Source organism: Photobacterium lipolyticum, assembly GCF_003026475.1.
Taxonomy (GTDB): domain Bacteria; phylum Pseudomonadota; class Gammaproteobacteria; order Enterobacterales; family Vibrionaceae; genus Photobacterium; species Photobacterium lipolyticum.
In genome coordinates this window covers 93694-108487 of sequence record NZ_PYMC01000015.1, presented here as the reverse complement: position 1 = coordinate 108487, position 14794 = coordinate 93694, and the positions used below count along the sequence as shown (strand labels likewise).

Genomic DNA, 14794 nt, shown 5'->3' with positions numbered 1-14794 from the left:
TATTTACTATCGCTACGCTGGCACTACCAATGTGGCATGCCATGCACCGCCTGCACCACGGTATGCATGACCTGAAATTCCACACCGGTGTGGCAGGTAAAATCGCGTGTTACGCGACGGCATTCCTGGTGTCTGCACTGGCTGTTATTTTTGTCTTTATGATCTAATCATCATCAAGATCCAGCTTAAAAAAGCACCGCTTAGTCGGTGCTTTTTTTATTGGCGAATTTTCTGACAGCAACAAAAAAGGCCGCCTAAGCGACCTTTTTTCAGCAATAAGCAGTGATTATTTCACACGGCTTACGTATTCACCTGAACGCGTATCAACTTTAACTACTTCGCCAATCTGAATGAATAGCGGTACACGTACCACAGCGCCAGTGACTAGCGTTGCTGGTTTACCACCCGTGCCCTGAGTATCGCCTTTCAGGCCTGGATCGGTTTCAGTGACTTCTAACTCAACGAAGTTTGGTGGAGTAACAGTGATTGGGTTACCGTTCCAAAGTGTCAGCGTGCACGTGTTGTTTTCTACCAACCATTTCGCATTTTCACCAACCGCTTTCAGATCAGCAGCTAACTGCTCAAATGTTTCGTTGTTCATGAAATGGTAGAATTCGCCGTCGTTGTATAGGTAATCAAGTTCGATGTCGATTACGTCTGCAGCTTCAACCGACTCGCCAGATTTGAAAGTCTTCTCAAGCACCTTGCCTGAAATTAGCTTACGGATCTTAACGCGGTTGAACGCCTGGCCTTTACCTGGCTTAACAAATTCGTTTTCGATAATGACACATGGTTCATTATCTAGCATAATTTTCATTCCGCCGCGGAATTCATTGGTGCTGAAAGACGCCATTTCTATCCTCTTAACATCTTCGAGTTGTATTTAATGCCGCATATAATAACCCGAAACGCCTCAACTGTTGAGCAAAACTGGCTTAATGATCTAGCTAATGCGATTTCCGATCCCTTTCAGCTGTTAAAAACCCTGAAAATTGATCCTACCCCGTGGGAAAACGGGTTAACTGCACGGAAGTTATTTGCGCTGCGTGTTCCACCGAGCTTTATCGAAAGAATGGAAGTTGGCAACCCTTACGATCCGTTGTTGCGACAAGTGCTGCCGCTTGAGCAGGAATTCGAGGTTCATGATGGTTACTCCCTCGATCCGCTTGAAGAGCAGGACAACGCCATACCCGGCCTGTTACATAAGTACAAAAACCGCGTACTGATGATTGTAAAAGGTGGCTGTGCAGTCAATTGCCGTTATTGCTTCCGTCGCCACTTCCCCTACGATGAAAACAAAGGCGGCAAGCGTCACTGGCAGGCAGCACTCGACTATATCGCGACCCAGCCAGAAGTTAATGAAGTTATTCTCTCAGGCGGTGACCCGTTAATGGCCAAAGACCATGAACTGCAATGGCTGATTAACGCTATCGACCAGATACCACACATTAAACGCCTCAGAATTCACTCACGCCTGCCTGTAGTTATTCCTGCACGTATTACCGCTGAACTTTGTCACATGCTGCGTAACAGCCGGCTGCAGACAATTATGGTTACCCACATTAACCATGCCAATGAGATTAATGATGAGTTAACCTCGGCAATGGCCAAATTAATACAGGCCAACGTGACGTTACTGAATCAGGGGGTACTACTACGAGGAGTCAACGACTCAGTAGGCGCGCTGACCTTGCTAAGCGAAGCGTTATTTAGCGCCGGTATTCTGCCTTACTACCTGCATGTGCTGGATAAAGTACAGGGGGCGGCCCATTTTATGGTGAGCGACCAAGAGGCTCGTCAGTTAATCGCAGGCTTGCTACAGAATGTCTCTGGTTATTTAGTCCCTAAACTGACCCGTGAAATAGGTGGACGCGCCAGTAAAACCCCGCTCGACCTGCACATGGAATAGCCCTCCTCCCCCGATCTCCCACGCTTAGACTTTGCGTCAACAATGACGCAAAGCCACCCCACCCCAAGCCGCCGCAATCGATTACAGTCCAATTTTTTGGGGATAAAAAAATGAACATCATTTTTTTTTAAGTCCCGCTATTAATATGTCGCCCATTAAATATGTAACACAAGTTATGGAACAGACATCACACAAAACAAGCAAAACAATAGGCACATACAACAATAAGCACATACAACAAGAAGCAAAATTTCATATGAACCTTAAAACTAAATTATCAGCATGCTTTGCTGGTCTCTCACTCATCATTATTTTGGTGTTATCCACCTTATCCTACCAAGCTTTGCAAAGCCGAACACTTAACAGCCTGAATACAGAGCTGACAACGGCGGCCAATGGCACCCAAAAAATCATCGGTGATGAGCGCCATGATCACCTAGACAAAGCCGACAATGATTACGATGATATTTCGCAAGATTTGACCAGCTTCACCCAAGCCTCTGATCTGGATTGGGCCTATTCCACCGTAATGAAAAACGGTCGAGTGTATTACACCTATATTAACCAAACCGAAGAAGAAGTACGCTCTGGCCGCTATAAAAACTGGTACCAAGAAGAATACAAAATCGTTCCGAAAATGCTGGAAAAAGCATTCGCGACCCAACAAACCCAATATGAAGAATACCAAGGGGAATATGGCAGATATCGCTCTATTTTCGTGCCGTTTCGTAATAGCCGAGGTGAAACCTATGTCATTGGGGTTGATATTTCGCTGTCCGAGGTTGATGCAATGATAAACGATGAACTCAAGCAGGTGTGTATCACTGGAATGATCGTAATGGCACTCGCCCTGATGGTTGCCCGCCTGATCGCCAATCAGCTGGTCGCGCCAATCAATACACTGAATGCCGTACTGCTCAATATTGCCAATGGCGATTGGAACCTCACCCAACAAGTACCTGTAACCAGCAAAGACGAAGTCGGTGCCATGTCGCACTCGTTCAATACCTTTATGACAGCACTACGCCAACGCATGACAGAGGTAAGCCAAAGCACTGAGAGTGTAGCTGCAATTACCTCTCAGCTTGACCATCTGGTAAAGGCCGTCACCGAACGCTCGGTCGAACAAGCAGAAAATGTCGGCAACAGTGCCGCAGCGATCGAAGAGCTGGCGACCAGTTCACAGAGTATCTCGGAAGTGGTCAACGTTGCCAACCAAAAAATGACTCACTTTGAACTGCATACCCAAAACACAGTTGGGGCGATCAACCATGCCGTAGCCGGAATGCAAAACGTCCAGCAAGAAACCAACACGGTAGCCGGAAAACTCCATCAGCTTGATAGCCGCGCCAACGATATCAACTCCATAGTTGAGGTCATCAAAGATATAGCCGACCAGACCAACCTATTGGCTCTCAATGCCGCAATCGAAGCCGCCCGGGCCGGTGAACAAGGCCGGGGGTTTGCCGTGGTCGCCGACGAAGTCCGTCAACTGTCGGAGCGAACCGCCAAGGCAACGATCGAAATAGGTTCGATGATCACGACGGTACAAAGTGATACCAGCAGTACCACCGATACAATGCAGCTGGCCGTCGGCCAGGTCGACAGCTGTGTCCTACACGCCGATCAGGCCAACGAATCCCTCAATGGCTTCCGAGCTGAAATCACCTCGGTGACCGAAGGCATGGAAGAAATAACCGAATCGGTCAAGGAGCAGGCCTTTGCCGCCGAGCACTTGTCCTCCAATGTTGCCGCTCTCAGCAGCAGTGCCAACGAAAACCGCCTCTCGACACAAGAGGCACAACAAGGAGTAGAAGAGCTCAAGCGCCGGACAGCTTCGCTTCGCGACATCGTTCAGCTCTTTACACTGTAGCTTCACTGCCCTTTTACCATTAATAACAGGAAACACACTTTGAAACTGAAACTTAGCCTAGTTGCTCTTGCCCTAATGGGTCAAACTGCCGCCCATGCCGCCCCTCTGCTGGTCGATTTCGATAACAGCGAGCGCGAAGAGCGTGTCCAGTCCAGCAATGCATGGCTGGAAATTGATACCAAGGCATTTTCCGGCAATATTCAGTTGCTCCAGAACCAGCTAAAAAACGACACTAAAATCTGTGCAATCATGAAGGCCGACGCTTACGGGAACGGTATCGCAGGCCTGATGCCAAGCATCATCGCCAACCAAGTACCATGTGTAGGGATCACCAGCAACGAAGAAGCCCGTGTAGTTCGCAAGCACGGCTATACCGGTAAAATCATGCGAGTACGTGCCGCGAGCAAAAATGAAATTGAAGGCGGCCTGGAATACCAGATGGAAGAACTCATCGGCACCAAGGCACAAGCCGATCAAATCATCGACATCGCCCGAGCAAACGGCACAACTATTCCGGTTCACCTGGCACTGAATACCTCAGGCATGGGCCGTAACGGCCTGGATCTGACAACTTATGAAGGTCAGGTAGAAGGCGTCGAAATCGCTGGCGATCCTAACCTGAAAATCGTCGGTATGATGACCCACTTCCCGAACGAAGGCCTGGACGAAATCAAACGCAAGGTAGAACGCTTCAAAGTCGAAACAAAGTGGTTGATGGATAGCGCCGACCTGAAACGCAAGGACATCACCCTACACGTTGCCAACTCATACATTACGCTTAACTTGCCTGAAGCGCACCTGGACATGGTTCGCCCCGGCGGCATGCTGTACGGTGATTACCCGGCAACGGCACCGTACCAGCGTATCGTATCGTTCAAAACTCGCGTGGCATCGCTACACCACTTCCCGGCAGGCAGCACTATCGGCTACGGTAGCACGAAAGTACTAGAGCGCGACTCTGTTCTTGCTAACCTGCCTATCGGCTACTCAGACGGCTTTGCCCGCTCTCTAAGTAACAAGGCTGACGTACTGATCAACGGCCAGCGTGCTCGCGTAATGGGTATGGCATCAATGAATACCACTATGGTCGATGTAACAGACATCGTCGACGCACAGGCCAACGACGAAGTGGTGATTTTTGGCCGCCAGGGCTTTGAAGAAATCACTGGCGAAGAAACCGAAGAAAAGAGCGGACGCATTCTGCCTGAACATTACACGGTTTGGGGGGCAACGAACCCACGTATCTACCGCTAATTTCTGACTCACATACCGTCAAGGCCAGCCTCGTGCTGGCCTTTGACTTTTGAATAGGCTAAAAACCAGTTTAACTCTTATGACGGTAGCAATGATTACCTAAAGGGACTTTCATCGACAAACAGGAAAACGGCCTGAATATCCCACCAACAATGTACAGCTTTACCACCTTAAAGCACCTTTTAGCTCACCAAAAAGAAGGTCATATTACAACACACTCATTTGGAACTTAAAGTGTTGATTTTTATGAATATAAATTACGTACAGCTTTTCTGGCTTTTTTCTAGTAAAGCTCGTGGCAGCAAATCATTCTTTTTCCATTTAAAGATGTACAGCTTTATTGAAATTCAACAGCTTTTATCTGAACAATTTCAGCGCCTTGAACCGAAAGCTGCAAAACCAATATAAGCCATTGTTTTTAAACAACAAAAAAGCGTGCAGCTTTTTAGGGTATTTCCCTGGTGAACATCAGAGGGAACCTTACACTTATAATGAACTAACACTGAGACATAAAAAAACCCGCCATCAGACGGGTCTTTAAATTAAGCGGTTAGCTTAGGGGATGACTACATCATGCCGCCCATGCCGCCCATACCACCCATGCCGCCCATATCTGGCATGCCACCAGCGTCTTTTGCTGGCATATCGGTGACCATTGCTTCAGTCGTGATCATCAGACCCGCAACAGAAGCCGCGAACTGGAGTGCTGAACGCGTTACTTTTGTTGGGTCAAGAATCCCCATTTCAAGCATGTCGCCGTATTCGCCCGTTGCCGCATTGTAACCGTAGTTACCTTCGCCAGCGCGAACGTTGTTCGCAACAACAGACTCTTCATCACCCGCATTGGTCGTGATTTGACGAAGTGGTGATTCCATTGCACGTAGAGCGACGCGGATACCGACGTTCTGCTCTTCGTTGTCACCTTCAAGGCCAGCCACTTTAGATGCTGCGCGGATAAGTGCAACACCACCACCAGCAACCACGCCTTCTTCTACCGCGGCACGCGTTGCGTGCAGGGCATCTTCAACACGGTCTTTCTTCTCTTTCATTTCCACTTCGGTGGCTGCGCCCACTTTGATGACGGCAACGCCGCCAGCCAGTTTAGCGACACGCTCTTGAAGTTTTTCTTTGTCGTAGTCTGAAGTCGCGTCTTCGATTTGTTGACGGATCTGAGCAACACGGCCCTGGATCATTGTTTCTTCACCCGCACCGTCAATAATAGTGGTGTTTTCTTTGGTGATCGTAATGCGCTTAGCCTGACCCAGATCTTCAAGCTGAACTTTTTCCAGCTCCAGACCGATCTCTTCAGAAATAACCGTACCCGCAGTCAGAACCGCAATATCTTGTAGCATTGATTTACGACGGTCACCAAAGCCAGGCGCTTTAACCGCTGCAACTTTCACGATGCCACGCATGTTGTTCACAACAAGTGTTGCCAGTGCTTCGCCTTCAACGTCTTCTGCAATGATAAGCAGTGGACGAGATGCTTTCGCTACGCCTTCCAGAGCAGGAAGTAGTTCACGGATGTTCGATACTTTCTTGTCTACAAGTAGAACGAACGGGCTTTCCAGATCAACAGAACCTGCTTCCTGGTTGTTGATGAAGTAAGGAGACAGGTAACCGCGGTCGAACTGCATACCTTCAACAACATCAAGCTCGTCTTGAAGAGCCTGGCCTTCTTCAACCGTGATAACACCATCACGGCCTACTTTTTCCATTGCTTCTGCAATCAAGTTACCCACAGTTGCATCAGCGTTGGCAGAAATTGTACCAACCTGTGCGATTGCTTTTGTGTCTGCACATGGAACCGACAGTTCTTTCAGTGCTTCAACTGCAGCAACAACCGCTTTGTCGATACCGCGCTTAAGATCCATCGGGTTCATGCCTGCAGCAACGGCTTTCAAGCCTTCACTGATAATAGATTGAGCAAGAACAGTCGCCGTAGTTGTACCATCACCCGCCGCGTCATTCGCTTGCGAAGCAACTTCTTTAACCATCTGTGCGCCCATGTTCTGGAATTTGTCTTCCAGTTCAATTTCACGCGCAACAGAAACACCATCTTTAGTGATAGTTGGTGCACCGAACGATTTGTCCAGCACAACGTTACGGCCTTTAGGACCCAACGTTACTTTTACTGCGTCAGCCAGAACGTTGACACCTTCCAACATTTTAACGCGTGCGTCGTTACCAAATTTAACGTCTTTAGCAGCCATGTCTGTATTCCTTTCTTAGTTCTTTATTTGAAGTGAACGGATTATTCAACGATTGCCATGATGTCATTTTCAGACATGATCAGGACTTCTTTGCCGTCAATCTTTTCAGTTTTAGTGCCGTAGCCTTCAGCAAAGATCACGGTATCACCAACTTTGACGTCCAACGGCTGAACAGTGCCGTTTTCCAGAACGAGGCCTTTACCTACAGCAACGACTACGCCGCGAGTTGATTTTTCGGCAGCAGAACCAGTTAGAACGATGCCACCAGCAGACTTAGATTCAACTTCTTGGCGTTCAACGATAACTCGGTTATGTAATGGACGAATATTCATCGGTCGTCTCTCCAGATTTTGGTAAGATCCATAAGATAAAGAGAAGTAAGCATCAAACTGCCTACTTTCATGAAATAGCGTTTTTCTGATACTTAGACATGTTGGGTCTAATTTCTGGAACCCAAGCCCTTTACCGTTATTTTTTTGATTATTTCTCCTAGAATTTTTGCCCGATCACACTCTTTGCTTTAGGGTAAGCCTGCCAATCAAGTCCGAGACCACTATGTCAGCAGAACAACAGTCAGCAGAAAGTAGAACAGCCAATATACGGCCTGACAAGCACGGGCTGCTCTCTGATCCTATCTCAGAAGTATTGCGTCGCTTAACCGTGCCCATGGTATTCGGGATGGTGGCGATCTTAATGTTCAATCTAGTCGATACCTTTTTTATCTCCCTGCTAGGCACCGAAGCGCTGGCAGCGGTCAGCTTTACCTTTCCGGTCACCTTTGCCCTTAACTGCATAACCATGGGCGTCAGTGTGGGGATATCGACTTGTGTTGGCCGCTTGTTGGGGCAGGGCAAAAATGATTCTGCTGCACGTTTTGCCAGCCACGGATTACTACTGGCCGTCATTTTAATGATCGGTGCTTCTTCCCTGGGTACTGTCACAATCGCCCCCCTCTTTTCCTTGATAGGGGCTACACCAGAATTATTGCCCATAATCTCCCAATACATGAACATCTGGTATCTCGCCATTCCACTATTAGTGATACCCATGGCCGGGAACAGCGCGATCCGTGCAACAGGTGATGCAAAAACCCCGGCCAAGATCATGATGCTGGCCGGATTGATCAACGGTATTCTGGATCCTTTACTGATTTTTGGTTATGGACCGTTTCCTGAATTGGGCGTCAAGGGAGCAGCCATTGCCAGTGGGATCAGCTGGGCCTTCGCGTTGATCAATTCCCTCTATATCTTAATCAGGCGTGAAAAACTACTGGCCTGGCCACAACTGGCACGCATTCGAAAAGACTGGCTACAGGTGATGCAGATTGGTACTCCGGCAGGTTTGTCCAATGCAATGAACCCATTATCAGGCGCACTGCTCATGTCGCTTCTGGCAGCCCAAGGCACAACGTCGGTTGCTGCCTATGGTGCGGCAATGCGTATCGAATCTTTGCTGGTGATTGTGATAATGGCTTTGAGCTCAGCCTTAATGCCCTTTATAGCGCAAAATTTAGGGGCTGATAATCCACGCCGGGCATTTCATGCATTGTTTATCACCATGCGCTTTGCAATTGTTTTTCAGTTGCTGGTCTTTATTATGATGGTGCCACTCAGCTGGCCGCTATCCTCACTCTTCAGCCAGGATAGCGCGGTACAGCAACAGATATGGCATTATTTGATCGTCGTCCCGGTTAGCTATGGCATGCAGGCTGTATGCATGTTGCTGATCAGCGCCTTAAACGCCATGCATAAACCAATGCACGCACTGGTGTGGAATCTGTTGCGGTTATTTGTTTTTTTACTGCCTGCAGCATGGCTCGGCAGTCAGCTTAATGGAACAAAAGGGCTATTTATCGGCATTGCTGTCGCCAACATTGTCAGTGGTATCAGTGCTTACTTTTATGCGCTAAGAATACGTCGGCAATCTGGATTATATGCAAGTTAGCAACCCGCGATATCTTCACTGTATAATATGAACAGCATGAACAAATAAGGCAGCCTGAGCTGCCTTTTACATATAAGCCAAGTTGCTTATATTTTTGATGTCTCCGTTAATGGTTACTGCAGACGATTTTGCTGATCGTTATCTTTGTCATGGTCTTTGCGCTCAAACTCACCGTCAAATACATCACCCTGACTATTCGCATCTTTGTCGCGGCGTGATTCAAAGGGATCGGCACCGGGCTCAAAAGGCCGCTGACCAGTAAAACCCTGGCCACCGCCAAAACCAGCACTAAAACCAGAGCCTGACGCCATACCCTTCACCTTCACGCGGCTCATTATCTGCTTGGCCAACATCGCCCGTGGGGCAGGCAGAAGAACCAACATACCAAGCGCATCCGTCATGAAGCCCGGGGTCAGTAGTAATACTCCGGAGACCGCCAACATGACTCCTTCAACAATCTGCTGAGCCGGCAGCTCGCCTTGCTGTAATTTTGTTTGTACCGCCATCAAGGTCGCAATGCCCTGACTGCGAACGAGTGACGCCCCGACCACCGCAGTGATCAGAACCAAAGCAAGCGTTGGCCATAGTCCTAAGAAACCGCCAAGCTGAACAAATAAGGCAATTTCAACAATGGGAACAACGATAAACAGAAACAGTAATACCGGAAACACGACTCACCTCTTTGTGGTTGTCTGTCACTAACTGGTCAACACTTGCTGATGGTAATGCCATCAGAGATGGCCAGCATCTTATATAGTCTAATCAATGTGGGGTATTGTGGCATTTTTCAACCGTCTGTGCGCGTTACCAGTCCGCATTATTTGCCACCGAACACAAATTAACAACCCCTTTACATCACCACCACCACTGATAACTTTTTATCACACTTACCCATATGTTTGTTAACAGTAATTTTCAGCTTCCCGCAAAAGCCACCCGTCAGCATTAGCGGCAACCAAAGATAACAAACAAGTCGTTCACATCTTGTCACTTATGATCATTTCCTGACGCATTTAGCCTCCTTATTGTTAACAGTAAGTGTGAGGGTGATCTCGTTTTTGTGCATATGTTTTCATGCACCTCAAAAAAGTGATCCAGATTATGTTTTTACCAATAAAGGGGAGTATTATCAGCCCTACATAAGGTGTCAGGTACGATCATCTAGCCAAACTCCTGCGGAATGGATTCTTAATTCAGAATTGGCTCAACGTTTGAATTTTATTTAGCAGATTCCCATAAGGCTACCTCATGTCTCAGATGATTGATCTTGAAAAAAATGAAGCAACTCTGAATGTTGCTACCCGCATTGAAGAAGATTTACTTGGTGATCGTCACGTTCCTGCTGACGCTTACTGGGGCATTCATACTCTTCGCGCTGTTGAAAACTTCAACATTTCTAAAACCACTATCTCTGATGTACCAGACTTTGTTCGCGGTATGATTTTTACCAAGAAAGCTGCTGCAATGGCTAACAAAGAACTTGGGGCAATTCCATCTGAAGTTGGCGAATACATCATCAAAGCCTGTGACCTAATCCTGGACACAGGCAAGTGCATGGATCAATTCCCATCAGATGTCTTCCAGGGGGGGGCCGGTACTTCTGTTAACATGAACGCCAACGAAGTGATCGCCAACCTTGCCCTTGAGCTTATGGGCAAAGAGAAAGGCGAATACGACATCGTTAACCCGAACGATCACGTTAACAAGAGCCAGTCGACTAACTGTGCTTACCCAACCGGCTTCCGTGTTGCGGTATACAACAGCATCATGACAATGGTTGAAGCGCTGAGCTACCTAAAAGAAGCCTTCGACGCGAAAAATCAAGAATTTTCCGACGTATTGAAAATGGGCCGTACCCAGCTACAAGACGCGGTTCCTATGACCGTAGGCCAGGAATTCAACGCGTTCGCCATTCTGATCAAAGAAGAAATCAAAAACCTTCGCCACACAGCTGAACTTCTACTGGAAGTTAACCTTGGTGCAACCGCTATCGGTACTGGCCTGAATGCTGCGACTGGCTACCAGGAGCTGGCAGTTCAGCGTCTGGCTGAAATCACCGGCCTGCCGTGTACCCCTGCAGAAGATTTGATCGAAGCAACGTCTGACTGTGGTGCCTACGTGATGGTTCACGGTGCGCTGAAGCGTACTGCCGTTAAACTATCTAAGATTTGTAACGACTTACGCCTGCTTTCTTCTGGTCCTCGTACTGGTCTGAACGAAATCAACCTACCTGAAATGCAGGCAGGTTCTTCTATCATGCCAGCAAAAGTAAACCCGGTGATCCCTGAAGTGGTTAATCAGGTGTGCTTCAAAGTGATCGGCAACGACACAACGATTACTTTCGCAGCTGAAGCTGGTCAGCTTCAGCTGAACGTAATGGAACCGGTTATCGGTCAGGCGCTATTTGAATCTATCGAACTGCTGAAAAATGCCGCTATCAACCTGCGTGATAAGTGTATTACGGGCATCACAGTGAACAAAGATATCTGTGAAAGCTACGTGTTCAACTCTATCGGTATCGTGACTTACCTGAACCCATTCATTGGCCACCATGAAGGTGACATCGTAGGTAAGATCTGTGCAGAAACAGGTAAAAATGTACGCGAAGTAGTACTTGAGCGTGGGCTTCTGACTGAAGAGCAGCTTAATGACATCTTCTCAGTACAAAACCTGATGCATCCAGAATATAAAGCGAAGCGTTACAACTAATAACGCAAACGCTAGATAATTTGGCGGGTTTTCAGGACGAAAATCCGCCCCTTTTTGCTACAAATTCCCATTTTTTTTTAACTTTTAACTTTTAAAGACAGGACAATCTTATGCTTGGTGTAGAACTATTTGTCGTTCTCGCGTTTATTTATCTTGGCGCAAGAATCGGTGGTATTGGTATTGGTTTTGCCGGCGGTGCTGGTGTACTGGTACTTTCCCTTTTTCTCGGTATGGATGCAGGTAATATCCCTGTAGACGTTATCCTGATCATCATGTCAGTAATTACTGCCATTGCCGCGATGCAAGTTGCCGGTGGTATGGACTGGCTGGTTGATCTGGCAGAAAAATTTCTGCGTAAAAATCCTAAGCGCATCACATTCTATGCGCCGATGGTAACTTACTTTATGACCCTGCTTGCAGGTACCGGCCATACTGCATTCTCTACCCTGCCGGTTATCGCTGAAGTGGCCAAAGAGCAAGGCATCCGTCCTTCTCGTCCACTTTCTATTGCAGTTGTCGCATCACAAATTGCAATCACTGCATCGCCTATCTCAGCTGCAGTTGTATTCTTCTCCGGTATTCTTGAGCCATTGGGTGTTGGTTACCTGACACTGCTGGCAATCTGTATCCCAACAACATTTATCGCTTGTATGGTAGGTGCATTTGTTTCTAACTTCTTAGGTTGTGAACTAAAAGACGATCCTGTTTATCAAGATCATCTGGCTAAAGGCCTGATCAAGATCCAGGGCGCAACCAAACGTGAAATTCTGCCAACAGCGAAAACAGCAACATACATTTTTATTGCTGCTATCGTCGCGGTAGTTGCATACGCAACCATGATTTCAAGTGCTGTAGGCCTGATCGAAAACCCAGCACTGGGCCGTAACGATGCAATCATGGTGTTCATGCTGACCGCAGCCATGGCTATCGTGACATTCACTAAGATTGATGCATCTAAAATTGCCAATGCCGCTACATTCAAATCTGGTATGAGTGCTTGTGTGTGTGTCTTGGGTGTTGCCTGGTTAGGTGATACGTTCGTTTCTGGCCACATCATTGAAATCAAAGAATTGGCGGGTGAAGTCCTGGCGCAATACCCTTGGATGCTGGCTGTGACTCTGTTCTTTGCTTCTATGCTGCTTTACTCTCAGGGTGCAACAACGACCGCTCTGATGCCTGCCGCACTGGCGATTGGTGTAGCACCTCTAACCGCTATCGCTTCTTTCGCAGCAGTAAGTGCGCTGTTCGTACTGCCAACTTACCCGACCCTGCTGGCAGCGGTTGAAATGGATGAAACAGGTTCAACCCGTATCGGTAACCTGGTATTCAACCACCCGTTCTTCATTCCGGGTTTGGTGACAATTTCAACATCGGTTGCACTTGGTTTTGCAGTAGGCGGTATCTTCCTGTAACAGGTTGATAAAGCAATTGTTGTAGCGACAATTGTGCAAGATCCTGAAAAGGCTGCCTGCGGGTAGCCTTTTTTATTGGTGCGAGATGCGAGATGCGAGATGCGAGATGCGAGATGCGAGATGCGAGATGCGAGATGCGAGATGCGAGATGCGAGAAAAAGCATAGCGTCGGAATAAATTGTATCAATAAATTGTTGCGGTTAGTACAAGTACAGAAGAGACGCATTCAGAAAGAGTGAAGCATGACGAAGAGATAAGAAGAGTTACGAAAAGATATAATTTGAATATTTGTCTCCGCCCCATCCTAGGGCGAAGACCAAGAACAGATACGATTCCCGGCGTATTTGTTCAGACCGTATCAACCGTTATTCCGCAACGGCTGATCCGATATCATGTCTCAGTTTGCTACTGTTCAGGCTCAAGACAGGAGAACCTGAAACACTATATTAATGATTGAGATAGCCATGCGATAGAGGTAAAAGCGTTATGCAGCGATGCAAAAATGGGATGAAGTTGGATGACCTGCGGACACTAATTGCGATTGCCCAACACGGCAGTTTCAGGGCCGCAGCCAATGCATTGGATATCCCCCCGACGACACTTAGCCGCCGGTTACAACGACTGGAAGAGACCCTCGGTAGCCAGTTGGTGATCAGAGACAGCCGCAATGTCGCCCTGACTCCGCTCGGCCAGAATTATTTTGAACGCTGCCAGCCGCTGCTTGACGAGCTGGAAGCCACCACCACAGAGCTGATTGATACCAGTAATAACAATCCCCGGGGAGCACTACGCATATCGGCACCGGTGGGGTTACTGACGTATCAGCTGATGCCGCTGTTTAACCAGTTTCTGGTGCAATACCCGGAAATCACGCTGTCGCTCAACCATCTGTCGAACCAGCACCATGATTACAGCCCGGAACAATACGATGTGGTATTTCGCGTCGGTCATCAGCCTGATTCAAGTTTTGCCGCCGCAAAAATCGGTGAATCACAGCGTACTTTAGTGGCCTCTTCGCACTATTTGGCCCAATACGGCACCCCCTTACATCCCGACGAACTTAATAGCCATGCCCGCCTGGCGACAGTACCCGAATTTGAGTGGGCACTCACTCACACAGCTGATTCGGTCAGCCAGGAAACAATCTGGATAAACTCACCGGTACGGATGGCCATTGCGGATCTCAACAGTGTCAAACAAGCCGCAATTAAAGGGTTAGGCATCGCGTGCCTGCCAAACTATGTCGTGGCCGATGCATTGCAACAAGGCTTACTGTCAACCATGATGAACGACTGGTATTCACCGCCGCGCCCTATCTATATGCTTTATCAGCGCCTGGGGTATGTGCCCAGCTATATCCGCTGCTTTACCGATTTCATGCGTGACGCGCTGACTGGAAAATAAATTGATGGCACGGTGATGAAACCAATCACTGTATAAACCGGTCTTACGGAGTATAGTTAATGGTACAGAACCAAAG

General features: G+C 47.8%; 12 protein-coding genes. 8 read left to right on the top strand and 4 right to left on the bottom strand.

What is annotated here, in order from left to right; translation table 11 throughout:
* Positions 1-167: fumarate reductase subunit FrdD (gene frdD, locus C9I89_RS17865; RefSeq protein WP_342750174.1), on the top strand; the 167-nt coding region annotated here is incomplete at its 5' end.
* Positions 168-286: 119 nt separating this feature from the next.
* On the opposite strand, the gene efp is transcribed toward frdD, so the two are convergent.
* Positions 287-853 carry an elongation factor P gene (gene efp / locus C9I89_RS17860; RefSeq protein ID WP_107284671.1) on the bottom strand — a complete coding sequence of 189 codons (567 nt, stop codon included), beginning with the start codon at positions 851-853 and terminating at the stop codon, positions 287-289.
* 33 nt (positions 854-886) lie between these two features.
* Between efp and epmB the strand changes: the two genes are divergently transcribed.
* From epmB to alr, 3 genes are all read left to right on the top strand, one after another.
* A complete protein-coding gene (gene epmB, locus C9I89_RS17855; RefSeq protein WP_107284670.1) occupies positions 887-1909 on the top strand; it encodes an EF-P beta-lysylation protein EpmB in 1023 nt (340 codons plus the stop codon).
* 256 nt (positions 1910-2165) lie between these two features.
* Complete coding sequence (locus C9I89_RS17850) at positions 2166-3782, top strand: methyl-accepting chemotaxis protein (protein ID WP_107284679.1); 1617 nt, start codon at positions 2166-2168, stop codon at positions 3780-3782.
* Positions 3783-3821: 39 nt separating this feature from the next.
* Positions 3822-5036 (top strand): alanine racemase, encoded by a 1215-nt coding sequence (gene alr, locus C9I89_RS17845; RefSeq protein ID WP_107284669.1) that lies wholly within the window; start codon positions 3822-3824, stop codon positions 5034-5036.
* A gap of 566 nt (positions 5037-5602) precedes the next feature.
* On the opposite strand, the gene groL is transcribed toward alr, so the two are convergent.
* Positions 5603-7249 (bottom strand): chaperonin GroEL, encoded by a 1647-nt coding sequence (groL, locus tag C9I89_RS17840; RefSeq protein WP_107284668.1) that lies wholly within the window; start codon positions 7247-7249, stop codon positions 5603-5605.
* 41 nt (positions 7250-7290) lie between these two features.
* Entirely contained in the window at positions 7291-7581 is a 291-nt protein-coding gene (locus C9I89_RS17835) for a co-chaperone GroES (protein WP_107284667.1), read from the bottom strand.
* 223 nt (positions 7582-7804) lie between these two features.
* Between C9I89_RS17835 and C9I89_RS17830 the strand changes: the two genes are divergently transcribed.
* Positions 7805-9193: an MATE family efflux transporter gene (locus tag C9I89_RS17830; protein ID WP_107284666.1), complete on the top strand. Its 1389-nt coding sequence runs from the start codon at positions 7805-7807 to the stop codon at positions 9191-9193.
* Between the two features lie 113 nt (positions 9194-9306).
* Here the strand turns inward: C9I89_RS17830 and C9I89_RS17825 are convergent, their stop codons facing one another.
* On the bottom strand, positions 9307-9864 hold the full coding sequence (locus C9I89_RS17825) for an FxsA family protein (protein ID WP_107284665.1): 558 nt from the start codon (positions 9862-9864) through the stop codon (positions 9307-9309).
* Positions 9865-10441: 577 nt separating this feature from the next.
* On the opposite strand from C9I89_RS17825, the gene aspA reads away from it, so the two are divergent.
* From aspA to C9I89_RS17810, 3 genes are all read left to right on the top strand, one after another.
* A complete protein-coding gene (gene aspA, locus C9I89_RS17820) occupies positions 10442-11902 on the top strand; it encodes an aspartate ammonia-lyase (RefSeq protein ID WP_107284664.1) in 1461 nt (486 codons plus the stop codon).
* A gap of 110 nt (positions 11903-12012) precedes the next feature.
* Positions 12013-13314, top strand: a complete 1302-nt coding sequence (locus C9I89_RS17815) for an anaerobic C4-dicarboxylate transporter (protein WP_107284663.1) — start codon at positions 12013-12015, stop codon at positions 13312-13314.
* A 486-nt stretch (positions 13315-13800) separates the two neighbouring features.
* Positions 13801-14718 carry a LysR family transcriptional regulator gene (locus tag C9I89_RS17810; protein WP_107284662.1) on the top strand — a complete coding sequence of 306 codons (918 nt, stop codon included), beginning with the start codon at positions 13801-13803 and terminating at the stop codon, positions 14716-14718.
* Positions 14719-14794: the final 76 nt, after the last annotated feature.